Below are 23228 nucleotides of genomic sequence, written 5' to 3'. Positions count from 1 at the left end.
GTCAGTGGTCGGCGACGGTGCCGCACCAGAACAGCGCGTCGTCCAGCAGCGCCGGGGTGACCCGTACTCCGGTCAGCCGCTCCGCCAAAGCGAACGCCGCCGTCGTGGTCGGCCCGACCTCGTCGCGGACGGCGCCGGACAGGTCGAGACCGACCCGCGCCATGTCGTCGAGCAGCGCGTCCGGCGTGCTGCCGCCGCGGTTCGTGGCGAACAGCGGCTCGAACTCCACCCGCACCACGCCGTCCTCCAGCCAGTGGAACCAGCCGACCCCGTTGCCCCCGTTGTACCGGTGGGACACGAGCGTGGTGCCGGCCGCCACCGGTGCCATCACCGACGGGGTGACCCCCAGGTGCCCGTTCACCTCGAACGCCAGCGTCCAGTCCGCGTCCCCGCCGCGCGCCACGGTGGCGCCGATGAGCTGCACGTCGCCGTAGTGCGGCGCGCCCCAGTACTGGAAGGAGAGGTCGACGAACTCGTCGCCGAGCGGCAGCGGGCCGGGCCGGACGTCGGCACCGAGCCGGGTGAGGAACTCGGCGGGGGAGACACCCCGCACCAGGGTCAGGCAGTACGCGGAGAACAGGCCGCCGTCGGCCCCGTCCTCGACCCACGCGTAGTCGGCCGCGACCGGCCGCCCGTCGTCCATGCGCCGAGATTACCGGGGTACGCGGCCGCTGTGGAGCGTCGCGTACCCCGGTCGGTCACTTGACGGCGCCGAGCGACAGGCCCTGTACGAGCTTGTTCTGCGCGGCGAAGCCGGCGGCGAGCACCGGTACCGAGATGACGGTCGCGGCGGCGCACACCTTCGACAGGAACAGCCCCTGGCTGGTGACGAAGCTCGTCAGGAACACCGGCGCGGTACCGGCGACGACACCGGTGAGTACCCGGGCGAAGAGCATCTCGTTCCAGGAGAAGATGAAGCAGATCAGCGCGGTCGCGGCCACGCCGGGCGCGGCGACGGGCAGGATCACCCGGCGCAGCACCGTCGGCAGCCGCGCGCCGTCGAGCGCCGCCGCCTCCAGGATCGCGACCGGCACCTCCCGCAGGAACGAGTGCATCATCCACACCGCGATCGGCAGGTTCATCGCCGTGTACAGGACGACCATCAGCCACACGTTGTCGAGCAGTCCGATCCGTTGCGAGATCAGGTAGATCGGCAGCAGGCCGGCCACGGCCGGCAGCATCTTGGTGGACAGGAAGAAGAACAGCGCGTCGGTCCACCGGCGTACCGGACGGATTGCCAGCGCGTACCCGGCGAGCATCGCGAGGATCACCACCAGCAGCGTCGAGACGAGGCTCGCGGTCGCCGAGTTGATCAGGTACGGCCAGGGGCTCGCACCCGTCGACGCCCCGAAGAACTCGCGGTACCCGTCGAGCGTCAGCGGCGCGGTCACGTCCGGCGGGTTGGTCGCCGCCGCCTGCTCGGAGTGCAGCGACGTGAACACCATCCACGCCACCGGGAAGAAGAACGCGATGCCGACCAGCCACGCCACCACGCCGAGGATCCGCCTCATCACCGGGCCTCCTGCCGGAACAGCGACGACACCACGCGCAGCGCGAACGTCGCGACGACGATCGACGCCACCACCACGACCACGCCCGCGGCGGAGGCGCGACCGTAGTCGTGCGCCTGGTAGAACGTCTCGTAGATGGTGTACGGAAGGTTCGCGGTGCCGAGCCCGCCGGACGTGATGGTGAAGACCGCGTCGAAGTTCTGCACGATGTAGATGCAGCCGAGCAGCCCACCCAGTTCCAGGTACTGCCGCAGGTGCGGCAGCGTAATGTACCGGAAGACGGCGAACGGTCCGGCGCCGTCGACCGTCGCCGCCTCGATCACGTCCGGCGGGCGGGATTGCAGTCCCGCCAACAGGATCAGCATCATGAACGGCGTCCACTGCCACACCAGCGCGGCCACCACCGCGGCCGTCGGCATCGTACTGATCCAGTCCGGTTGCGGCGCGTGCGATCCGCCGACCGCCGACAGGATCCCGTTGAACAGCCCGTACTCCGGGTTGTAGAGCGCGTGCTTCCACAGCAGCGCCGCCGCCACCGGTACCACCAGGAACGGGGCGATGAGCATCGTGCGGACGATGCCGCGGCCGAGGAACGCGCGGTTCAGCAGCAGCGCGATCCCCAGCCCCAGCACCAGACTGACGAGTACGACGGAGACGGTGAGTAGCGCCGTGGTGCCGATCGAGGCGCGCAGTGCCGGATCCGTGAGCACAGCGGAGTAGTTGCCCAGACCGGCGAAGCCGCGCCGGTCCGGGTAGAGCGCGTTCCAGTCGAGGAACGAGATGACGAGCGTCGCCACGAACGGAAGCTGGGTGACGACGATCGTGAACAGCAGTGCGGGAAGCAGCGGGCCACGCCGGGCCCAGGCCCGGACCCGCGGCGCGGATCTGTTGCGGCGCAACGTCTGTGGCGCCGACACGGTCACGGTACTCATGGCGGGCTCCGATCGTGGTCCGGCGCTACCGGTACTTCTTCGCCACGGCGTCGGCGAGGCGCTGGCTGGCGCGCAACGCGGCCGGCACCGACGTACGGCCCGCGATCGCGCCCGACAACTGTTGCGACACCTGCGTTCCGAGGTCGGTGAACTCGGGGATGTCGACGAACTGGATGCCCGGCGTCGGCCGCGGCTGTACGCCCGGGTTCGCCGGATCCGCCGTGGTGATCGCCGTCTGCGTCGCCCGGTAGAACGCCGCGGACGCCTTCTGGTAGTCCGGGTTCGCGTACGTGCTGGCGCGCTTGCCGGCCGGCACCCGCGCCCAGCCGAGCGTCGACCCGACCAGCTTCTCGTACCCGGCGCTCGACGCCCACGACACGAACTTCCAGGCGTCGTCCGCGTGCCTGCTCGCCTTCTGGATTCCCCACGCCCACGTGTACAGCCAGCCGGACGAGTCCGTCCTCGTCACCGGCGCCGGTACGTACCCGACCTTGCCGGCGACCGGGGATCCCTGCCCCTCCAGGCTTCCCGCCGCCGAGGTCGCGTCGTACCACATGGCGACCTTGCCCTGCTCCATGCCGTTGAGGCACTCGGTGAAGCCGGACTGCGCCGCGCCCGCCTCACCGTGCCTGCGTACCAGGTCGACGTAGAACTGGGTGGCCTGCTTGAAGCCGCCGCTGTCGACCTGCGCCTGCCAGTCCTTCGTGAACCAGGTGCCGCCGAACGTGTTGACCACGGTCGTCAGCGGCGCGATCATCTCGCCCCAGCCCGGCTGCCCGCGCAGGCAGATGCCGCGCATCCCCGGCTTTGCGCCGTCCGCCTTCGCCGCCAGGTCCGCGACCTGCTGCCACGTCGGCTTCGCCGGCATCGTCAGGTGCTTCGCCGCGAACACGTCCTTGCGGTACATGAGGAACGACGACTCACCGTAGAACGGCTCGCCGTACACCTTGCCGTCGGCGCCGGTGAGCGACTGCCGCATCGTGGGCAGCACGTCGTGCTGGTCGAACCCGGAATCCTTGGCCAGGAACGGATCCATCGCGTCGAGCCAGCCGTTCTTCGCGTAGAACGGCACCTCGAAGTTGCTGATCGACGCCACGTCGTACCGGCCGGCCTGGCTGGAGAAGTCCTGCGTGATCTTGTCGCGTACGTCGTTCTCCGGCAGTACGGTGAAGTTCACCGTGATGCCGGTCTGCTTGGTGAAGTGCTTCGCGGTCAGCTTCTGCAGATCGACCATCTGCGGGTTGTTGACCATCAACACGTTGATGCTGTGCCCGCCGGCGGATCCGCCGCCGGCGCCGCCGCACCCGGTCAGTACGCCGGCCGCGCAGCCGGCGGCGAGCACCGCGGCGGCCAGCCGGCCGCTGCGTACCCGGAGATTGGGCATGGTGCCTCCTCGACTTCCTGCGGGCACGGCGGCCCGCGGCATCCGCGCGGATGCCTTGGCGGACAACATGTGTGGCTCAGACCCGGAGCACCTGCGGCCCCAGCAGCGACATCCGGTGCGCCTCCGTCGCCGGCAGCCCGATGTCGGTGATGATCGTCTCGAACTGCCCCACCTCGGCGAACCGGCAGAACGTGCTCACCCCGAACTTGGTGTGCACGCCGACGAACACCCGCCGCCGGGCGGCGCGGACCGCCGCGGCCTTCACCTCCGCGACGGCCGGATCCGGTGTGGTGAGGCCGTGTTCCCGGGAGATGCCGTTGGCGCCCAGGTACGCCAGGTCGATGACGAAGCCGGACAGCATCGTCGTGGCCCAGTGGTCGACGGTCGCGAGCGTGCGCCCGCGTACCCGGCCGCCGAGCATCAGTACGGTCGCCGAGTTCGCCGCGGCCAGCGCCGCCGCGGTCGTCAGCGACGTGGTGAGGACGGTCAGGTCGCGGTCCGCGGGCATCGTCTCGGCGATCAGCTGCGGCGTGAACCCCTCGTCGACGAACACGGTCGCGGCGTCGCCCAGCTGCTCGACCGCGGCCGCGGCGATCCGCCGCTTCTCCGGCACCCGCCGCGTGGTCCGTTCCGCCAGCGTCGTCTCGAACGACGCCGTCTCCACCGGGTACGCCCCGCCGTGGCGCCGCCGCACCAACCCGTTCTGCTCCAGTACGCGCAGGTCGCGGCGGACCGTCTCGGGCGCGACCGCCAGCTCCTCCGCCAGCCGCGCGACCTCGACACCGCCGTTGCCGCGCGCCATCGAGAGGATCCTGTGCTGCCGCTCCTCAGCGTGCATCCACATCCTCCGACGATCGCAGACCACCGTTCCGTCACGTATGTCTAACATCCGTGACACGTACCGACCGGGCACGTCTGGTCACATTCTCTGCCCGTTCCTGCCCGACCGCCGCCCGGATCTTGCCCGGTACGCCGGGAACGGGGTCGCTCGGCGCTGCCCGTACGGTCCGGATCCGTGCCCGTTTCGTGCCCGTTCCTGTCCGACCGGACACCACCCGGGCCGCGCGTACGCACAGCCCGGGCGACCGTTCGGCGCCGTACCGGGCACGCGCCGGTGCCGGGCCCCGCGCGCGTGGTGCCGTGCGGCGCGGCGCCCGCCGACACGCACTCCGGTACGGCGCTGGCGAAGGTACGGGGAGGTGTGCATGCCGGATGCCCGCTCACCCCGGCGCATCACCACTGTGTGTCGCTACCCGGTGGTGAGGCGGTCGGCGTGGCGGGTGTTGGCGGCGGTCCACGCGTCGACCATCTCGGCGCCGCCGTGCCCGTCGGCCTCCGCGACCAGCAGCTCGCTGCCCGGCCAGGCGCGGTGCAGCCGCCACGGCACGACGGTCGGGCCGCTGACGTCGAGCCGCCCGTGGATGAGGGTGCCGGGAATGCCGGCCAGCCGGTCCATCCGGGCCAGGATCGGCGGATCGAGGAACGCGTCGTGCGCCCAGTAGTGCGTGACCAGCGTGGCGAACGTCCGCCGGAACGCGTCGTCCCGCCAGCGTGGATCCGGCGCCACGCCGCCGGCGCCGATCGACACGTGGTGGTCCTCCCACTCCACCCACGCGTACGACGCCGCGTCACGGACCGCCGGGTCGTCGTGCGTCAGCAGCCGCGCGTACGCCTCGACGGCGCGGTCCCGGCCGCGCACGTAGCCGACGCCGGACCGTTCCGCGTACGTGGCGAAGCGGTCCCACGCCTCCGGGTACACGGCGGCGACGGTCTCGGTGATCCAGTCGACCTGGAACCGGTCCGTCGTGGTCACCGCGAACAGCACGAGCCCGAGCACCCGTTCCGGATGCGCCTGCGCGTACGCGAGGGCGAGGGTGCTGCCCCACGAGACGCCGTTGACCAGCCAGCGGTCCACGCCGCGGTGCTCACGCAGCCGTTCGAGGTCGGCGATCAGGTGCGCCGTGGTGTTCTGCGCCAGGTCGTACCCGGGGGAGCCGGCGGACGGGGTGGACCGGCCGCAGCCGCGCTGGTCGAGGCCGATCACCCGGAAGCGGGCGGGGTCGAAACGCCGCCGGTAGCCGCCCTTGCCGAGGGTGCCGCCGGGGCCGCCGTGCAGGAACAGGGCGGGGATCCCGTCCGTCGCACCGGACTCCTCCCAGTACACGTGGTGGCCGGCGCCGACCGGCAGCAGACCCGAGGCGTACGGCTCAGTCATCCGCGGGCTCCGTCAGGTCGCGCCGGTACCGGGTGCCGGACCTGCCGCCGATCTCCGCCGGGTCGGCCGGACCGTCCGCGACGAACCCGGCGCGGAGCAGTACGGCCCGGGATGCGGCGTTGTCGTGGGAGGTGGCCGCCCGTACCGTGCGCAGCCCGTACCGGGAGGGCGCGATGCGGCACAGCTCCCGCACGGTCGCCGTCGCCACGCCGCGGCCCGCGACCCGCTCCGCGACCCGGTAGCCGAGCGTCGCCGTACCGTCGGCGATGTCGATCAGGTTGAACCGGCCCAGCACCGCGCCGTCCGCGTCGACGAGGACGTGGAGGGCGTCGGTCCCGGCCTCATGAACGGCCAGCGACGCCGCGAACCGGTCGGCGAAGTGCGCGAAGTAGTCGTCGCCGCGGTCGGTGACCGAGGCGGCGAAGTACGCGCGGTTCGCCAGTTCGAACGCCAGGACGGCCGGTGCGTGGCGGGCGTGCAGCCGCATCAGCTCGGGCATCGCCCGACCCTATCCGCCCGGTACGCCGACGCCTCCCGGTTTTCGCCCGACCGCCGGCGTCGCGCTCGCCGCGACCGGCTCAGGCGAGGAAGGCGGATGTCCGGCGGGGTCCGGTTGCGCGCCGGATGGGGCGACGGGCGCCGGTGGGCGGATCCGCCGCCGGACAGATCAGGATTCGAGAAGCGTCGCGGCGTCCGCCGCCGCTAGCGTGACTGTCATGGACGGCGGCGGACCGGGACGGACCGGTCGACCGCGACGTCCACCGGGACGCGCTTTCCGTTTCCCGGCACCGAATCCACGACCGTACGAGGAGCGATCATGTCCGACACGTCCATGCAGGGGATCAGGACCGTGCTGCATCCGGTCACCGACCTGGCGGCGGCCAAGACCGTGTACACCGCGCTGCTCGGCGCGGAGCCGACCGCCGACTCCGAGTACTACGTCGGCTACGACGTCGCCGGCCAGCACATCGGGCTGGTACCGGGCGGCGGGCCGCAGCAGATGACCTCGCCGGTGGCGTACTGGCACGTGGCGGACATCGAGGCCAAGCTGGCCGAGGTGACCGCCGCCGGGGCGAAGGTCAACGACCCGGTACGCGACGTCGGCGGCGGCCGGCTCGTGGCCACGTTCACCGACCCGGACGGCAACGTACTGGGGCTGCTGCAGGACCGGTGACCGGCGGCCCTGGCACACTGGACGACCACCGCCGCGGGGGGCCGGGGCGGTGGTGCAGCGCCGATCCGCCGGCCGGGCCGTACGTGCGGGCCCGCCGGCTCCGGACCGATGGGGAGACGATGAGCACTGCCACCCGGACGGACGCGTCCGCCGTGTCCGCCGCCGACAGCCACGACCTGATCCGCGTGCACGGCGCACGGGTCAACAACCTGAAGGACGTCAGCGTCGAGCTGCCGAAGCGCCGGCTGACGGTGTTCACCGGGCTGTCGGGTTCGGGGAAGAGTTCGCTGGTGTTCGGGACGATCGCGGCGGAGTCGCAGCGGCTCATCAACGAGACGTACAGCGCGTTCGTGCAGGGCTTCATGCCGACGCAGGCGCGCCCCGACGTGGACGTACTGGAGGGGTTGACGACCGCGATCCTGGTGGACCAGGAACGCATGGGCGCGAACGCACGCTCCACGGTCGGCACCGCCACCGACGTCAACGCGATGCTCCGCATCCTGTTCAGCCGGCTCGGTACGCCGCACATCGGTTCGCCGCAGGCGTTCTCCTTCAACGTGGCGTCGGTGAGCGGGGCGGGCGCGGTCACCATGGAGCGCGGCGGGCAGAAGGTGAAGGAGCGCCGCAGCTTCAGCATCACCGGCGGCATGTGCCCGCGCTGCGAGGGCATGGGCACCGTCACCGACATCGACCTCACCCAGCTGTACGACGAGACGAAGTCGCTCGCCGACGGCGCCCTCACCATCCCCGGGTACAACGCCGGCGGCTGGAACTACCGGCTCTACGCGTCGTCCGGCTTCGTCGACCCGGCGAAGCCGATCCGGAAGTACACGAAGCGGGAGCTGCACGATCTGCTGCACCGGGAGCCGACCCGGATGAAGATCGAGGGCATCAACATGACGTACGAGGGGTTGCTGCCGCGGATCCAGAAGTCGTTCCTGTCCAAGGACGTGGAGGCGATGCAGCCGCACATCCGGGCGTTCGTGGAGCGGGCGGTGACGTTCACGACGTGCCCGGAGTGCGACGGCACCCGGCTCTCCGAGGCGGCCCGCTCGTCGACGATCAACGGCCGCAACATCGCGGAGCTGTGCGCGATGCAGATCAGCGACCTCGCCGACTGGGTACGCGGCCTGGCGGAGCCGTCCGTCGCGCCGCTGCTCACCGCGCTGCAGGAGACGCTCGACTCGTTCGCCGAGATCGGCCTGGGGTACCTGTCGCTGGACCGGTCGTCGGGCACGCTGTCCGGCGGCGAGGCGCAGCGCGTGAAGATGGTACGGCACCTGGGTTCCTCGCTCACCGACGTGACGTACGTGTTCGACGAGCCGACGATCGGCCTGCACCCGCACGACATCCAGCGGATGAACGACCTGCTGCTCCGCTTGCGGGACAAGGGAAACACCGTACTGGTGGTCGAGCACAAGCCGGAGGCGATCGCGATCGCCGACCACGTCGTGGATCTCGGACCCGGCGCCGGCGCCGCCGGCGGTACGGTCTGCTTCGAGGGCACCGTCGCCGGGCTGCGCGCCAGCGGCACCACCACGGGCCGCCACCTGGACGACCGCGCCAGCCTCAAACCGTTGGTACGCAAGGCGACCGGGCAGCTGCCGATCCGCGGCGCCAACGCGCACAACCTGCGCGACGTCGACGTCGACATCCCCCTCGGCGTGCTGTGCGTGGTCACCGGCGTCGCCGGTTCGGGGAAGAGTTCGCTGGTGCACGGGTCGGTCCCGGCGAGCGCCGGGGTGGTGTCCGTGGACCAGGCGCCGATCAAGGGGTCGCGGCGCAGCAACCCCGCGACGTACACGGGGCTGCTGGAACCGGTACGCAAGGCGTTCGCCAAGGCGAACGGCGTGAAGCCGGCCCTGTTCAGCGCCAACTCCGAGGGCGCCTGCCCGACCTGCAACGGCGCCGGCGTCGTGTACACCGACCTGGCGATGATGGCCGGCGTCGCCACCCCGTGCGAGGAGTGCGAGGGGAAGCGCTTCCAGGCGTCCGTGCTGGAGTACCACCTGGGTGGGCGGGACATCAGCGAGGTACTCGCGATGTCGGTGGCGGAGGCGGCGGAGTTTTTCGGCACCGGCGACGCGCGTACGCCGGCGGCGCACCGGATCCTCGAACGGCTCGCCGACGTCGGCCTCGGCTACCTCACGCTCGGCCAGCCGCTCACCACCCTGTCCGGCGGCGAGCGCCAGCGGCTGAAGCTCGCGACCCACATGGCCGACCAGGGCGGCGTGTACGTGCTGGACGAGCCGACCAGCGGCCTGCACCTGGCCGACGTCGAGCAGCTGCTCGGCCTGCTCGACCGGCTCGTCGACGCCGGCAAGTCGGTCATCGTCATCGAGCACCACCAGGCCGTGATGGCGCACGCCGACTGGATCATCGACCTCGGCCCCGGTGCCGGCCACGACGGCGGACGCGTCGTCTTCGAGGGCACCCCGGCCGACCTCGTCGCCACCCGCGCCACCCTCACCGGCCAACACCTCGCCGCGTACGTCGGGGCCTGACGCCGACGCCCACCGGAACCCGGGTCGTCCTTTGTGGACGGCCCGGGTTCCGTGCTGTGCGCGGGTTTCCGTCCGGGTCCGAGGGTCGGTTGCCGGACAGGCGTCGCGGACGGGGCCGATCCGCTGCCGTACCGGCAAAGCGGACGTTTGCCGTGGCGGTGTGGTGACCGTCGCCTCGTCCCGTCGGCGACTTCTTGAAAATGGGTATGGTTTTCGTTAGCGTGTGGACGGCCGTCGATGTATCCACGGAGGCGAAACGTGTCACCCACCCATCAGCAGGGCACCCCGGCGCGCCGGCGCGTCGTACGAGCGATCGGTGCCGCCGTCGTCGCCGCGCTCGCGCTGGCCAGCTGCTCCACCGCGTCCGGCAGCGCCGACACCCGCGCCGGCGGTACGACGATCCGCGTGGTCGCCGCGGAGAACCTCTGGGGCAGTCTCGCGTCCCAGCTCGGCGGGTCGCACGCGCAGGTCACCAGCATCATCCACAGCCCGGACGCCGACCCGCACGACTACGAGCCGACCGCCGCCGACGGGCGCCGGATCGCCGCCGCGGACCTGGTCGTCGCCAACGGCGTCGGGTACGACCCGTGGGCGACGAAGCTCGCCGACGCCAACCCGTCCGACTCGCGGACCATGCTGACCGTCGGCGACCTGGTCGGCGCGAAGGACGGCGGAAACCCGCACCGTTGGTACGACCCGGACGACGTGCGGACGGTGATCGACCGGATCACCGCGGCGTACAAGAAGATCGAGCCGAAGGACGCGGCGTTCTTCGACCGGCAGCGGAAGACGGTGCTGGACACCAACCTCAAGCGGTACTTCGGGCTCGTCGACACGATCCACCAGCGCTACCACGGCACCCCCGTCGGCGCCTCGGAGTCCATCTTCGCGATGCTGGCCCCGGCGCTCGGCCTCGACCTGCGTACGCCGACGGGGCTGCTCGACGCGGTCAGCGAGGGCGCCGACCCGACCGCCCGCGACAAGGCCACCGCGGACACCCAGATCCGTACCAAGCAGATCAAGGTGTACGTCTACAACAGCCAGAACGCGACCCCCGACGTACAGGCGCAGGTGAAGGCGGCGAAGGCCGCGGGCATTCCCGTCACGACGATCACCGAGACGCTGACCCCGGCGGGCGCCTCGTTCCAGGACTGGCAGGTCGCGCAGCTCACCGCGCTGCAACGGGCGCTCGCCACCGCGACGGGACGGTAGCACCGTGTCCACGCTCCCGCACGACACCGACATCCCGTACCACAGCGAGGATCCGCACCGCGCCGCGATCCCGCGCGACGATGCGGATCCGTCCGCCACCGGTATTCCCGACCACGGCGAGGATCTGCGCGGCACCGGGATTCCGCCCCGCAGCGCGGATTCCGCGGAGGTACTCGTCTCGGTCGTGGACGCGACCGCGGCTGTCGGCGGGCGTACCGTGTGGTCGCACGTGGACGCGACGGTCTCGGCCGGCGAGTTCGTGGCGGTGCTGGGGCCGAACGGGGTCGGCAAGTCGACGCTGCTGAAGGCGATGCTCGGTCTGGTACCGCTGGCGTCGGGCGCGGTCCGGCTGCTCGGTGGGCCGCCCGGCCGCGCCAACCGCGCCGTCGGGTACGTGCCGCAGCGGCGCAGCTTCGACGCCTCGGTACGGGTGCGCGGGCTGGACGTGGTGCGGCTGGGCCTGGACGGTGACCGGTGGGGACTTCCGTTGCCGGGCAAGCGTTCCCGGGCGGCGTGGCGGCGGGTGCGGGAGCTGGTCGAGCTGGTCGGCGCGGCCGGGTACGCGCACCGGCCGATCGGGCAGCTGTCCGGCGGAGAGCAGCAGCGGCTGCTGATCGCGCAGGCGCTCGCCCGCCGGCCGCGCCTGCTGCTGCTGGACGAGCCGCTGGACAGCCTGGATCTGCCCAACCAGGCGGCGGTCGCGGCGCTGATCGGCCGGATCTGCCGGGTGGAGCGGGTGGCGACGGTGATCGTCGCGCACGACGTCAACCCGATCCTGAGCTACCTCGACCGCGTGGTGTACCTGGGCCGCGGCGGTGCCGTGTCCGGTACGCCCGCGCAGGTGATCACCTCGGACACGCTGACCGGCCTGTACGGCACGCCGGTGGAAGTACTGTCCACATCGGACGGACGGCTGGTGGTGGTCGGGCAGCCCGAGGCGCCGGCGCACCACGGCGACCGGCACGGCGGTGCGGCGTGACCGGCACGTTCTCCTGGAACCTGCTGGCCGACCTGCGCGAGATGTGGTCGCTGCCGTTCATGCTGAACGCGTTCCGGGCCGGCACCATCGTCGCGGTACCGGCGGCGCTCGTCGGCTGGTTCATGGTGCTGCGCCGGCAGAGTTTCGCCGGGCACACCCTGGCGATGGTCGGGTTCCCGGGCGCCGCCGCGGCGGTGTGGCTCGGGATCGGCGCCACCGTGGGCTATCTGGCCTTCGGGGTACTCGCCGCGCTGCTGTTCGCGCTGCTGCCGGCGGGCCGCGGCGGCGGCGACGAGTCCAGCGCGGTCGGTACGGTGCAGGCGCTCGCGCTGGCGTCCGGCATGCTGTTCGTGGCTCTGTACAAGGGATTCCTGAACGGGACGAGTGCGCTGCTGTTCGGCAGCTTCCTCGGCATCACGAGCCGCCAGGTGGTACTCCTCGGCGTCGTCGCCGCGGTCGCGCTGACCGTACTGGCGCTGGTCGGCCGGCCGCTGCTGTTCGCCTCGGTGGACGGCGACGTGGCGCGGGCGCACGGCGTACCCGTGCGGTCGTTGGGCGGCGTCTTCCTGGTACTGCTGGGGGTGACGGCGGCGGAGGTCGGCCAGATCACCGGTGCGCTGCTGGTGTTCGCGCTGCTCGTCCTGCCGCCGGCGACCGTGCAGGTGCTCACCACCCGACCGGCGCGCGGCCTGGCCGCCTCCGTACTGCTGGCGGTGGTGACCGTGTGGGTCGCCCTGTTCGCCGCGTACTACTCGCCGTACCCGCTGGGGTTCTGGCTGACGACGATCGCGTTCGGCGGCTTCGTGCTGGCGTACGCGGGCCGGGCGGTGGTCGACCGCATCGGCCGGCTGGCGGTGGCGCCGTGATGTTCGCGCATCCCTTCCTGCAGAACGCCTTCCTGGCCGGTACGTTCGTCGCGCTGGCCGCCGGACTCGTCGGCTGGTTCCTCGTCCTGCGCGCCCAGGTGTTCACCGCGGACGTACTGTCGCACGTGGCGTTCACCGGCGCTCTCGCCGCGCTCGCGGCCGGCCTCGACGCCCGGATCGGCCTGTTCGCCGTCACCCTGCTCGTGGCGCTCGCGATGGGCGCGCTCGGCCGGCGTGCCCGGCCCGGCGACGTCGTCATCGGCGGCGTCTTCGCCTGGGTACTCGGGCTCGGCGTGTTCTTCCTGACCCTGTACACCACGGTCCGCAGCGGCACCGGGAACGGCTCCGCCGGCGTCACCGTCCTGTTCGGCTCGATCTTCGGGCTGACCGCGTCGCGCGCCGTCGGGACCGCGGTCGTCGCCCTGGTCATCTGCGCCCTCCTGCTGCTGCTCGCCCGCCCGCTGCTGTTCGCCAGCCTGGACGAGAACGTGGCCGCCGCCCGGGGAGTACCGGTGCGGTTGCTGGGGTTCGCGTTCCTGCTGCTGGTCGGCGGGACGGCGGCGGAGTCCACCCAGGTGGTCGGCGCGCTGCTGATCCTGGGGCTGCTGGCGGCGCCGGCCGGCGCGGCGCACCGGCTCACCACCCGGCCGCTGCGCGGGCTCGCACTGTCCGCCGGCATCGCGGTGGCGAGCGTCTGGATCGGCCTCACCGCAAGCTTTCTCGTCCCGGTACTGCCGCCCAGCTTCGCCATCCTCGCCGTCGCGTCCCTGACGTACCTGGGCGCGGCGGTCGGCACCCGGCTGCGCGGCACCCGACCGACCGTCGTCGAACGCTGAACAACTGTGCGCTGGGGCCGTGGCTCGCCGCTGCCGGACCGGCGGTGGCGAGCGGCGGGCGCCCGGCGGCGGGCCGCCGCGCTCGACCGGAACCCGTACTTCGGTGACCGCGCAACGGTTCTGGCGTTCGTACGGTTCGGTCTGGATCTGGCCCGGTTGTCCGGTCCGCGCACCGGCTGCCCGTTGTCCGACCACGGCTCGGCCGCCGGTGCGGAGCGGCAGCGGCCCGACTCCGGCCCGGCCGTAGGGGTGCCTGAGGAGTGGTCGACGCTGACGTAAACGGTTATCATTAGCTTTAGGCCCGGCGGGAGGTGACGACATGACGAGCACGAGGACGACGCGGCAGCGGGCCGTGGTGCTGTCCGCGCTGGCGGACAGCGACGGGTTCCGCAGCGCCCAGGACCTGCACCGCGCGCTGGTCGCCGCCGGCCATCGCATCGGCCTGACCACCGTGTACCGGGCGGTGCAGCGGCTCGCCGACGCGGGTGACGTGGACGTGGTCACCCTCGGCGGCGGCGAGCGCCTGTACCGGCGGTGCGACCGCGGCGCGCACCACCACAACCTCGTGTGCCGGCAGTGCGGCACCGCCCGCGAGGTCGACCTGCCCGCGCTCGAACGGGCGGTGGCCCGGGTCGCCGCCGCGCACGGCTTCACCGACACGGGCCACACGGTCGAGATCTTCGGCCGCTGCCCCGACTGCCCGGCCGCCGGCTGAGCGCCGCGCCACGATCGCGCCGGGCGTACGTGACGTTCGTACGGGACGAAGGAGGAGACGTGAAACCAGGCATCCACCCCGACTACCACCCCGTGGTGTTCCGGGACCGGTCCACCGGGGAGGACTTCCTCACCCGGTCCACCGTCAGCTCGGAGCGCACCGTCGAGTGGACCGACGGGCGGACGTACCCGTTGGTACTGGTGGACATCAGCAGCGGATCGCACCCGTACTGGACGGGTCGGCAGCGGGTGCTCGACTCGGCCGGCCAGGTCGAGAAGTTCCGCCGTCGCTACGGGCGGCGGGCGCAGGGCTGACACCACACACGAGCGGGCGGCGCGTCGCGCGTCGCCCGGGAAGACGAGGATCCGATGGCACAGTCGAACCGGCTCCGTCCGATCGTCCGGCTCCGCAGTACGGCGGCGACCGGCTACACGTACGTGACCCGGAAGAACCGTCGCACCACGCCGGACCGGCTGGTGCTGCGCAAGTACGACCCGGTGGTGCGGGAGCACGTCGAGTTCCGCGAGGAGCGCTGATGGCGGGCGCGGGCGCGCGGGCCCGGGACGTCCGGCGGCGGGCAGTCGTGGCCCGCCATGCCGTACGCCGGGCGGAACTCAAGCGTGCCGTCGCCGACCCGGCCCGGTCGGCGGCGGACACCGCGGCGGCGGTACGGGCGCTGTCCCGGCTGCCGCGCGACGCGAGCCCGACCCGGCTGCGCAACCGGGACGCCCTCGACGGGCGGCCCCGCGGGTACCTGCGGCGCTTCGGGCTGTCGCGCATCCGGTTCCGCGACCTGGCGCTGCGCGGCGAACTGCCCGGCGTCCGCAAGTCCGCCCGCTGACGGTCCCCGCCGGACGCTGGGATCGCGGGCCGCCGGCGGGCATGCTGTGAGGTGCCCGGCCGGCGAACCGGTGCCGTGCCGGGACCGACCGCGCCGCGCAGCAGGGAGGGAACCGCCCGTGACAGACATCAGGGACCTGGTGGACCGGCTCACGCTGGAGGAGAAGGTCGGGCTGCTGACCGGCCGCGACTTCTGGACGACCCGGCCGGCGCCCGCGATCGGCCTGCGGTCGATGGTCGTCTCGGACGGCCCGTCCGGCGTACGCGGCCCGCGCTGGGACGAGCGCGAACCGTCGCTGAACCTGCCCAGCGCGACCGCGCTGTCCGCCGCCTGGGACCTCGACCTAGCCCGCGCGTACGGGGCGGCGCTGGCGGCGGAGGCCCGGCGCAAGGGCGTCGACGTCGTACTCGGGCCCACGGTCAACCTGCACCGTTCGCCGCTGGGCGGCCGGCACTTCGAGGCGTACAGCGAGGACCCGGAGCTGACCGCGGCCGTCGCCGTCGCGTACGTGAAAGGGTTGCAGGACAACGGGATCGGCGCGACGCCGAAGCACTACGTGGCCAACGACTACGAGACGGAACGCTTCACCGCGGACACCGTCGTCGGCGAGCGCGCGCTGCGCGAGCTGTACCTGCTGCCGTTCGAACGGGCGGTCGTGGACGGCGGCGCGTGGCTGGTGATGAGCGCGTACAACTCGGTCAACGGGGTGACGGCGAGCGAGAACGACCTGCTGGAGACGCCGCTCAACACCGAGTGGGGCTTCGACGGTGTCGTCGTCAGCGACTGGACCGCGGTACGCAGCCTGGCCGCCGCGCGCGCCGCGCAGGACCTCGTGATGCCCGGTCCGGACGGGCCGTGGGGCGACGCGCTGGTCGCCGCGGTACGCGCCGGGGACATCGCCGAGAGCGTCGTCGACCGCAAGGTGGAACGGTTGCTGCGCCTGGCATCCCGGGTCGGCGCGCTCGGCACGCCGACCCCGCCCGACCCGGCGTCCAGCACCGACCCGGCGAGTACGCCCGCGGCGGACGGGGTGGCGCTCGCGCGGCGGGTCGCCTCGGCCGGCAGCGTCCTGGTCGCCAACGACGGCGTGCTGCCGCTCGACCGGGCCGCGCTGTCCTCGGTCGCGGTCATCGGCCACAACGCGCGGCTCGCCCGTACCCAGGGCGGCGGCAGCGCGACCGTACTGCCGGACCGGGTCGTGTCGCCGGAGGCCGGCATCCGCGCCGCCCTGCCCGGCGTCGACGTCCGGTACGCGACGGGTGCCGTGGTGCAGGAGGGCGTCGCCGAACTGCCGCTGGCGCAGCTCACCAACCCGGTCACCGGCGGCCGCGGCGTACGGGCGCGGTTCCTGGCCGGCGGCGCCGAACTGTACGCGGAGGACCGCCGGACGACGGCGCTCACCTGGCTCGGCGCCACCGCCGCGCCGGTCGCCGAGTCCGACACTCTCGAACTCCACACCCGTTACGTACCAACGGAATCCGGGCGCGCGTCGCTCGGCTTCGCGGCCGTCGGTACGGTGCGGATCTTCGTCGACGGCGTCCTCGCGCACGAGCGGACGCTGGAGCCGGTCGGCACCGACCTCGGCGCGGCGCTGCTGTCCCCGCCGGCCAGTACGTTCGAGGTGGACCTCGTCGCGGACACCCCGGTGGACCTGCGCGTCGAGTACGACATCGCGGACCGGACCGGGGCGCTCGCCGGCATGCTGTCCTGCACGGTCGGGCGGGGGCCGGACCGCGCCGATCCGGAGGCGTTGATCGCCGCCGCCGCCGAGACCGCCGCGGCGTGCGACGTGGCGGTGGTCGTGGTCGGCACGAACAACCGCGTCGAGTCCGAGGGGTACGACCGCGCCGACCTCGCGCTGCCCGGCCGGCAGGACGACCTCGTGCGCGCCGTACTCGCCGCCAACCCGCGTACCGTGGTCGTCGTCAACGCCGGCGCCCCCGTCGTCCTGCCCTGGGCGGACGACGCGGCCGCGGTCCTGCTGACCTGGTTCGGCGGCCAGGAGTACGGTGACGCGCTCGCCGACGTGCTCCTCGGCGCGGTCGAACCCGGCGGCCGGCTGCCCACCACCTGGCCCGCCGCGCAGGCCGACGTGCCCGTTCTCGACGTCACCCCCGTCGACGGCCGGCTTTGCTACGACGAGGGCATCCACGTCGGCTACCGCGCCTGGCTGCGCGCCGGCGCCACCCCCGCCTGGCCGTTCGGCCACGGCCTCGGCTACACCACTTTCGCGTACGACGCGGTCACGGCGGAGGTCGCCGCCGACGGCACCGTGACCCTCCGGGTGACCGTGACCAACAGCGGGGCCCGCCGCGGCCGTACGGTGGTGCAGGCGTACGCGGCGCGGCCGGAGTCCACAGTGGACCGTCCGGTGCGCTGGCTGGTCGGGTTCGCCGGCGTCACCGCCGATCCCGGCGCCACGCGGACCGTCACGATCACCGTGCCGCCCCGAGCCCTCGCGTACTGGGACGGCGCCTGGCAGTACGAGACGGGCCCCGTCGACCTGCTCGTCGGCCGCTCCGCCACCGACCTCGCGCTCACCACCACCGTCACCCTGTCCTGATCCGGCACGCCCGTTCCGTTGTCCCGCAACGGAACGGGCGCCGAGCGGCGCCCGCCGGTGCCGTTGCGGTGCGACGTCCCCGGCGACTCACTCGGCCGGTGTCGGTGGCGCGACCGGCGCCGCGGGCTCGGGCGTCGTGGGCGGCGACTCCGGTTCGGTGGGTGGCGCGGACCGGTCGCGGGTCGTACGGGCGAGGACGAGGGCCAGGGTGAGCAGCAGGAGGCCGGCCGCCGGGGCCTGCGCGAGCGCGGCGGAGGCGCCCCAGGAGTCCACGGCGCGGCCGGCGAGTGACGCCGCCAGCGCCGAACCGGCAGCGCTGGCCGAGTTTCCCCAGGTGAACGCCTGAGTCAGCACGATCGGGTGGACGGCGCGCTCGGTGAGGACGTTGAGCAGGACGAGCGTCGGGGGTACCGCGACCTCGGTGGCCACGACCGCGACGGCGAGCCACGGCGCGGACGGTGCGAGCGGCAGCAGCAGCGCCGTACCGGCCAGCCAGGCGGTCGTGACGACGAGCTGCCGGCGGGCTGGCGTGGGATGCCGGCGCAGGCCGTACAGCCACCCGGCGAGCAGCCCGCTGAGGCTGGACGCGGCGACGATCGGCGCGGCGGCGCCCGGCGTACCGTGGCTGGTCGCGAACGCGCTGACGGACAGCCCCATCGTGCCGAAGTACAGGCCGATGGCCAGGTTGAGCAGGGCGAGCAGCAGGAACGTCGGGCGCCACAGCCGACGCCCGGTGCCGGCCGCGTCGCCGGCCCGCGCCCGGTGTTCCCGGGCCGACGGCGGCGCGGTCCGCCGCTGCGCCGCGAGCGCGCCGCCCCCGCCCACGATCAGAACCACCGCGATCGTACTGGCCACGGCCGGGTCGCCGAGCGCGCCGAGCGACGTGACGAGTACCGGACCGACCAGGAACGCGGTCGCGTTCGCCAGCGACTCCAACGAGAACGCCGTCGGCAGCTCGTCCGACCGCGTCGCCCGCAACAGGTGCGCCCACCGCGCCCCTGACAGCGCACCGAGCTGCGGTACCACCGCGCCGGCGCACGTCGCCGCCACGACCGCCGGGACCGCCGAGGTCGCGGTGAGCACGCCGACGCTGGCGATGCCGTACGCGAGAAGGGAAAGCGGTAGTACCCGCGTCTGGCCGAACCGGTCGACCAGCCGGGCCAGGTTCGGGCCGACCAGCGCCTCGGCCAGCGCGAAACCGGCCGCGGCGAGCCCGGCCGTGCCGTACGAGCCGGTGCGCGCGTGCAGCAGCCACACCAGCCCGAGACCGGTCATGGCGATGCCGATCCGCCCGAACGCGGCGGTGAGGAAGAAAGCGGCCGCGCCCGGGGTGCGCAGCAGGGAACGGTAGCCGGAAACGGCCCGTGGCATGGGAGTGTCCTTCGTCGCCGACCGGCGGGACGGGCCGTCGTGGGCCGCCGGCGCCTGAGTGGAGCGAGAAGGTGCGGCCCTGGCCCGCCGGGGGACGTCCAAGACCGCGGTGGGACGGGACACGCGCCCACACCGCCGCCCCGACACCGGGCGGAGGAGAAACGTAGGGCCCGGACCAAGGCGGGCCCGGACGACTGGCGACACCCTAGCAGCCCACCCGCCCGCCGTTCCACACCCCGACTCCCGGCTCCGATCCGTCAGTGCGGACAGACGGCGCGACCGGGCCCAATCACCTCGTACTCCCGCGCCCGTCGCCCGCGCCCCGGACCGCCCCGGACCAGCCCGGGCGCGAGCACTACCACCGTCCACAGTGGATAGCTTCTGATCCCTTGGGCGGCAAGCGAAGTCGGGCGTCAGTCGGCGCCGGGCCGGACCAGGCCGCTCTCGTACGCGACGCGGACGAGTTCGGCGCGGTCCCGGGCGGACAGCTTGGTGAGCAGCCGGCTGACGTACGTGCGGACGGTGGCGGGGCTGAGGAACAGCCGGCCGGCGATCTCGCTGTTGGTGGCGCCCGTGGCGATCTCGGCGAGCAGTTCGCGTTCCCGGTCGGTGAGTCCGGTGATGCGGGCGGGATCGGCGCGCGGGTGGGCGGCGGCGAGCGCGGCCATCACCCGCGCCGTGATGGACGGGGAGAGGAGCGCCTCGCCGCCGGCGACCGTGCGTACGGCGTCGCGGAGTTCGGCGGGTCCGGTGTTCTTGAGCAGGAACCCGGCGGCGCCGGCCCGGATCGCGTCGACGATGTGCTCGTCGGTGTCGAACGTGGTCAGGACGACGACGCGGGTGCCGCGCAGGTCGGGGTCGGCGACGATGCGGCGGGTGGCCTCGATCCCGTCCATGCCGGGCATCCGGATGTCCATGAGGACGACGTCGGGGCGGTGGCTGCGGGTGAGCGCGACGCCGGCGGCGCCGTCCGGTGCCTCGCCGACGACGGTGATGTCGTCGGCGCGGTCGAGCAGCGCGGCGAGTCCGGCGCGCAGGAGCTGCTGGTCGTCCACCAGCGCGACCCGGATCATCGGCCGACCGCCACGGGCAGCGTGGCCGTCACCCGGAACCCGTTGTCCGGCAACGGTTCCGCGGTGACCGTGCCGCCGAGCAGGGCGGCCCGTTCCCGCATCCCCGCGATCCCCGTCCCGCCGTCCGGTACCTCGTGGACGGGGTTCGCGCCGCGGTCGGTGACGGTGAGGTGGAGGCGGTCGGGACCGTACCGGAGGAGTACGTCGGCGTGGGTGGCGTGGCCGTGCTTCAGCGCGTTGGTGAGCGCCTCCTGCACGATCCGGTACGCGGTGGCGTCGACCACGGTCGGCAGCGGCACCGGCTCCCCCTCGGTACGGACGGACACGGTGAGGCCGGTGGCGTCGGCGAGCGCGTCGAGGTGGGTGAGGCTGCCGGTGGGGGCGCGGTCGGCGCCGTCGCGGAGCACGCCGAGCGTGTCGCGGAGTTCGCGGACGGCGGTGTCGCCGACGGAGCGGATGGTGGCGAGCGCGGCGCGGGTGGCGGAGGGGTCGTCGTCGAGCGCCTCGTCGGCGACGTTGGCCTGCACGGTGATGACCGCGACGGTGTGCCCGAGTACGTCGTGCAGGTCGCGGGCGATGCGCAGGCGTTCCTGGGCGACGCGGCGGGCGGCTTCGGCGTCGCGTTCGGCGGCGGCGCGCCGGGCGGCACGTACCTGCTCGGCGCGGAGCAGGCGGGTGGCCCGGACGGCGGCACCGAGCGCGATGGCGGCGAGCATCAGCCCGACCGTGGACGCCAGCTCGAACCCGAGCAGGTACGCGGCGCTCTCGCCCTGCGCGAGCCGGAACCCGGTACTGACCGCGACGAGCGCGACGGCGGTGAGCGCGGCGGGCAGGTACCGGCCGGCCTCGGCGGCGGAGTACAGGGCGCCGGCGACGGGCAGGGCGAGCCCGACGGCGGGGTAGCCGGCGGCGTAGTACCCGAGGATGCCGGTGCCGGTGGCGACGAGCGCGAGGACCGGGAAACGCCGGCGTACCAGCATGAGCGCGCCGAGCCCGGCGGCGAACAGGTACGCGACCGGGTCGGGGCGGCGTTCGCCGCCGAGGTCCATGGCGATGGCGACGGCGACGACGACGGCCACGCCGACGCCCAGCGCCGCGTCGCCGAGTACGGCGCGGTGCCGGACGAGGCTCACGACCGGAGCGTAACCCGCCCGTACGCGAGGGACCGTCGACTCGGGGCGACACCTGGGGTCGTACCGGGGCGACCGTGGCGACGAGCCGGGACGGATGCCCGCGTGGACCCCGCCGACCTACGTTGTGCCCGGTCGGCGACGGAGTGGAGGGGCGATGCGTACGCTGGGGATGGCGGTGCTCGGGCTGTTCGTCGGCCTGGCCGTCGGGTTCGTGGTCTTCGACGAGATCGTGGCGCGGGTGGTCGTCGCGCAGGGCCCGGTGAGCACGCCGTGGGCGCTGGTGATCGGGTTCGGCCAGCAGGCGCTGGCGGTGGTCGGCGCGGTCGTCGCGGTCGTGGTGGACCGTCGGGTACGGGCGCACCGGCGCCGGTCGGGCTCGTGAGTCTCAGTCGCCGCCGGCTGTTCCGGGTGGCGGCCGGTGGGCTGCTCGTACCGGCCGTGGCCGGGTGCGGCGGCCTGTCGATGGGCGGCGGGAACACCGAGACGGAGTCGAGTGCCGGCGCGCTGCTGGTGAGCGGCGCCCGGCTGCCCGCGCCGTTCCGCGTCCCGCTGCCGGTCCCGCCGGTACTGCGCCCGCTGCGTACCGCCGGTGGGGTGGACTCGTACGAGGTCACGCAGCGGGCCGCGCGGGTGGAGATCCTGCCCGGCACCCGTACCACGATCTGGGGGTACGAGGGGGTGTTTCCCGGGCCGACGATCGTGTCGCGGCGCGGCCGGCGCACCGTGGTCCGGCACCACAACGCGCTGCCCGTACCGACGGTGGTGCACCTGCACGGCGGGCGTACACCGGCCGAGCACGACGGGTACCCGACGGACACGGTCGCGCCGGGCGGGAGCCGCGAGTACCGGTATCCGGTGGAGCAGCGGGCCGCGACGCTCTGGTACCACGACCACCGGCTCGACTTCACCGGGCCGCAGGTGTGGCGCGGGCTGGCCGGGTTCCACCTCGTGCACGACGACGAGGAGGACGCGCTACCGCTGCCGCGGGGCGACCGGGACGTACCGCTGATGGTCGCGGACCGGTCGTTCGGCGCGGACGGCGCGCTGGCGTACCCGGCGCTCGATCCGTCGCTGACCGGCATGCCGGGCGTGCGGGCGGAGTTCATGAGCGGGGTGCTCGGCGACTGCATCCTGGTCAACGGCGCGCCGTGGCCGACGATGGAGGTGTCCGCGGTCCGCTACCGGTTCCGGCTGCTCAACGCCTCCAACGCCCGCCGGTACGAGCTGGCGCTGGATCCGCCGCCGCCGGACGGCCGGGCGTTCGTCCAGGTCGGCGGGGACCAGGGGCTGCTGCCGGCGCCGATCGGGCACGACACGCTGCGCATCGCCCAGGCCGAGCGGTTCGACGTCGTCGTCGACTTCTCCCGGTACTCCGTCGGCCAGCGCGTCACGCTCGTCAACCGGCTCGGCTCCGGCGGTACGGCGCGGGTCATGCGGTTCGTGGTGGCGCGGCGCGGGCACGACGACAGCCACGTACCGGAACGGCTGGCGGAGTACCGGCCGTTGGGGGTGTCGGAGGCGGTGCGGCGCCGCGAGTTCACGTTCCGGCGCGGCGGTCCGGAACACCACGGGGTGACGCCGTGGACGGTCGACGGGCACCTCTTCGACCCCGACCGCATGGCCGCCGAGCCGGAACTCGGCACTGTCGAACTCTGGCGGCTGCACGCGCAGAACGTCCCGCACCCGGTGCACGTCCACCTGGCGCCGTTCCAGGTACGAAACGCCGACCGGTACTCCCGCGGGTGGAAGGACACCGTCGACCTGTCCAGCGGGGACGCGGTCGAGGTGCTGCTCCGCTTCGACGGCTACCGCGGCCGGTACGTGTTCCACTGCCACAACCTGGAACACGAGGACATGATGATGATGGCCAACTTCCGGGTCCGCTGACTTCCCTTGCGCCGCAACGGTGTCCGCGCGTG

At 73.3% G+C, this 23228-nt stretch carries 24 protein-coding genes; 14 read left to right on the top strand and 10 right to left on the bottom strand.

The window, feature by feature from the left end:
• Position 1 precedes the first annotated feature (1 nt).
• The 7 genes from Aru02nite_RS03685 to Aru02nite_RS03655 all read right to left on the bottom strand — a co-directional run bounded on the left by Aru02nite_RS03685 (position 2) and on the right by Aru02nite_RS03655 (position 6541).
• Positions 2-643, bottom strand: coding sequence for a DUF6461 domain-containing protein (locus Aru02nite_RS03685; RefSeq protein WP_203654868.1), 642 nt, complete (start codon positions 641-643; stop codon positions 2-4).
• Positions 644-698: 55 nt separating this feature from the next.
• The gene (locus tag Aru02nite_RS03680; RefSeq protein WP_203654866.1) at positions 699-1511 is read right to left on the bottom strand and encodes a carbohydrate ABC transporter permease; all 813 of its coding nucleotides are present in this window, start codon (positions 1509-1511) and stop codon (positions 699-701) included.
• Positions 1511-2443: a carbohydrate ABC transporter permease gene (locus tag Aru02nite_RS03675; protein ID WP_203654865.1), complete on the bottom strand. Its 933-nt coding sequence runs from the start codon at positions 2441-2443 to the stop codon at positions 1511-1513. Before Aru02nite_RS03675 ends, Aru02nite_RS03680 begins: the two co-directional genes overlap by 1 nt.
• A gap of 25 nt (positions 2444-2468) precedes the next feature.
• Positions 2469-3827, bottom strand: a complete 1359-nt coding sequence (locus tag Aru02nite_RS03670; RefSeq protein ID WP_203654864.1) for an ABC transporter substrate-binding protein — start codon at positions 3825-3827, stop codon at positions 2469-2471.
• A gap of 76 nt (positions 3828-3903) precedes the next feature.
• Positions 3904-4665 (bottom strand): DeoR/GlpR family DNA-binding transcription regulator, encoded by a 762-nt coding sequence (locus Aru02nite_RS03665; protein ID WP_203654863.1) that lies wholly within the window; start codon positions 4663-4665, stop codon positions 3904-3906.
• Between the two features lie 411 nt (positions 4666-5076).
• Complete coding sequence (locus tag Aru02nite_RS03660) at positions 5077-6042, bottom strand: alpha/beta fold hydrolase (protein ID WP_203654862.1); 966 nt, start codon at positions 6040-6042, stop codon at positions 5077-5079.
• Positions 6035-6541 carry a GNAT family N-acetyltransferase gene (locus tag Aru02nite_RS03655; RefSeq protein ID WP_203654861.1) on the bottom strand — a complete coding sequence of 169 codons (507 nt, stop codon included), beginning with the start codon at positions 6539-6541 and terminating at the stop codon, positions 6035-6037. Before Aru02nite_RS03655 ends, Aru02nite_RS03660 begins: the two co-directional genes overlap by 8 nt.
• 318 nt (positions 6542-6859) lie before the next feature.
• On the opposite strand from Aru02nite_RS03655, the gene Aru02nite_RS03650 reads away from it, so the two are divergent.
• The 12 genes from Aru02nite_RS03650 to Aru02nite_RS03595 all read left to right on the top strand — a co-directional run bounded on the left by Aru02nite_RS03650 (position 6860) and on the right by Aru02nite_RS03595 (position 17732).
• Positions 6860-7216 (top strand): VOC family protein, encoded by a 357-nt coding sequence (locus Aru02nite_RS03650; RefSeq protein ID WP_239076378.1) that lies wholly within the window; start codon positions 6860-6862, stop codon positions 7214-7216.
• A gap of 119 nt (positions 7217-7335) precedes the next feature.
• Positions 7336-9720 carry an ATP-binding cassette domain-containing protein gene (locus tag Aru02nite_RS03645; RefSeq protein ID WP_203654860.1) on the top strand — a complete coding sequence of 795 codons (2385 nt, stop codon included), beginning with the start codon at positions 7336-7338 and terminating at the stop codon, positions 9718-9720.
• 258 nt (positions 9721-9978) lie between these two features.
• Entirely contained in the window at positions 9979-10932 is a 954-nt protein-coding gene (locus tag Aru02nite_RS03640; protein WP_203654859.1) for a metal ABC transporter solute-binding protein, Zn/Mn family, read from the top strand.
• A gap of 4 nt (positions 10933-10936) precedes the next feature.
• The gene (locus tag Aru02nite_RS03635; protein ID WP_239076377.1) at positions 10937-11911 is read left to right on the top strand and encodes a metal ABC transporter ATP-binding protein; all 975 of its coding nucleotides are present in this window, start codon (positions 10937-10939) and stop codon (positions 11909-11911) included.
• Positions 11908-12777, top strand: coding sequence for a metal ABC transporter permease (locus Aru02nite_RS03630; RefSeq protein WP_203654858.1), 870 nt, complete (start codon positions 11908-11910; stop codon positions 12775-12777). The genes Aru02nite_RS03635 and Aru02nite_RS03630 overlap by 4 nt, the downstream gene beginning before the upstream one ends.
• Positions 12777-13613, top strand: coding sequence for a metal ABC transporter permease (locus Aru02nite_RS03625; protein ID WP_203654856.1), 837 nt, complete (start codon positions 12777-12779; stop codon positions 13611-13613). The genes Aru02nite_RS03630 and Aru02nite_RS03625 overlap by 1 nt, the downstream gene beginning before the upstream one ends.
• Before the next feature lie 6 nt (positions 13614-13619).
• Entirely contained in the window at positions 13620-13892 is a 273-nt protein-coding gene (locus tag Aru02nite_RS03620; protein ID WP_203654854.1) for a hypothetical protein, read from the top strand.
• A 40-nt stretch (positions 13893-13932) separates the two neighbouring features.
• Positions 13933-14328 (top strand): Fur family transcriptional regulator, encoded by a 396-nt coding sequence (locus Aru02nite_RS03615; RefSeq protein ID WP_203654852.1) that lies wholly within the window; start codon positions 13933-13935, stop codon positions 14326-14328.
• Positions 14329-14387: 59 nt separating this feature from the next.
• Positions 14388-14642 carry a type B 50S ribosomal protein L31 gene (locus tag Aru02nite_RS03610; protein WP_203654850.1) on the top strand — a complete coding sequence of 85 codons (255 nt, stop codon included), beginning with the start codon at positions 14388-14390 and terminating at the stop codon, positions 14640-14642.
• Positions 14643-14696: 54 nt separating this feature from the next.
• Complete coding sequence (gene rpmG, locus Aru02nite_RS03605; protein ID WP_203654849.1) at positions 14697-14864, top strand: 50S ribosomal protein L33; 168 nt, start codon at positions 14697-14699, stop codon at positions 14862-14864.
• Positions 14864-15169 (top strand): 30S ribosomal protein S14, encoded by a 306-nt coding sequence (gene rpsN / locus Aru02nite_RS03600; RefSeq protein WP_203654848.1) that lies wholly within the window; start codon positions 14864-14866, stop codon positions 15167-15169. The genes rpmG and rpsN overlap by 1 nt, the downstream gene beginning before the upstream one ends.
• 118 nt (positions 15170-15287) lie before the next feature.
• Positions 15288-17732 carry a glycoside hydrolase family 3 protein gene (locus tag Aru02nite_RS03595; RefSeq protein WP_203654847.1) on the top strand — a complete coding sequence of 815 codons (2445 nt, stop codon included), beginning with the start codon at positions 15288-15290 and terminating at the stop codon, positions 17730-17732.
• 87 nt (positions 17733-17819) lie between these two features.
• Here the strand turns inward: Aru02nite_RS03595 and Aru02nite_RS03590 are convergent, their stop codons facing one another.
• The 3 genes from Aru02nite_RS03590 to Aru02nite_RS03580 all read right to left on the bottom strand — a co-directional run bounded on the left by Aru02nite_RS03590 (position 17820) and on the right by Aru02nite_RS03580 (position 21309).
• Complete coding sequence (locus Aru02nite_RS03590) at positions 17820-19103, bottom strand: MFS transporter (RefSeq protein ID WP_203654846.1); 1284 nt, start codon at positions 19101-19103, stop codon at positions 17820-17822.
• A 413-nt stretch (positions 19104-19516) separates the two neighbouring features.
• On the bottom strand, positions 19517-20176 hold the full coding sequence (locus Aru02nite_RS03585) for a response regulator (RefSeq protein WP_203654845.1): 660 nt from the start codon (positions 20174-20176) through the stop codon (positions 19517-19519).
• A complete protein-coding gene (locus tag Aru02nite_RS03580; RefSeq protein WP_239076376.1) occupies positions 20173-21309 on the bottom strand; it encodes a sensor histidine kinase in 1137 nt (378 codons plus the stop codon). Before Aru02nite_RS03580 ends, Aru02nite_RS03585 begins: the two co-directional genes overlap by 4 nt.
• Before the next feature lie 154 nt (positions 21310-21463).
• On the opposite strand from Aru02nite_RS03580, the gene Aru02nite_RS03575 reads away from it, so the two are divergent.
• Positions 21464-21691 carry a DUF5957 family protein gene (locus tag Aru02nite_RS03575; RefSeq protein ID WP_203654844.1) on the top strand — a complete coding sequence of 76 codons (228 nt, stop codon included), beginning with the start codon at positions 21464-21466 and terminating at the stop codon, positions 21689-21691.
• Positions 21688-23196 (top strand): multicopper oxidase family protein, encoded by a 1509-nt coding sequence (locus Aru02nite_RS03570; RefSeq protein WP_239076374.1) that lies wholly within the window; start codon positions 21688-21690, stop codon positions 23194-23196. Before Aru02nite_RS03575 ends, Aru02nite_RS03570 begins: the two co-directional genes overlap by 4 nt.
• Positions 23197-23228: the final 32 nt, after the last annotated feature.

Origin of the sequence: Actinocatenispora rupis, assembly GCF_016861975.1 — a bacterium.
GTDB lineage: Bacteria > Actinomycetota > Actinomycetes > Mycobacteriales > Micromonosporaceae > Actinocatenispora > Actinocatenispora rupis.
This window is presented reverse-complemented; position numbering and strand designations above follow the sequence as displayed.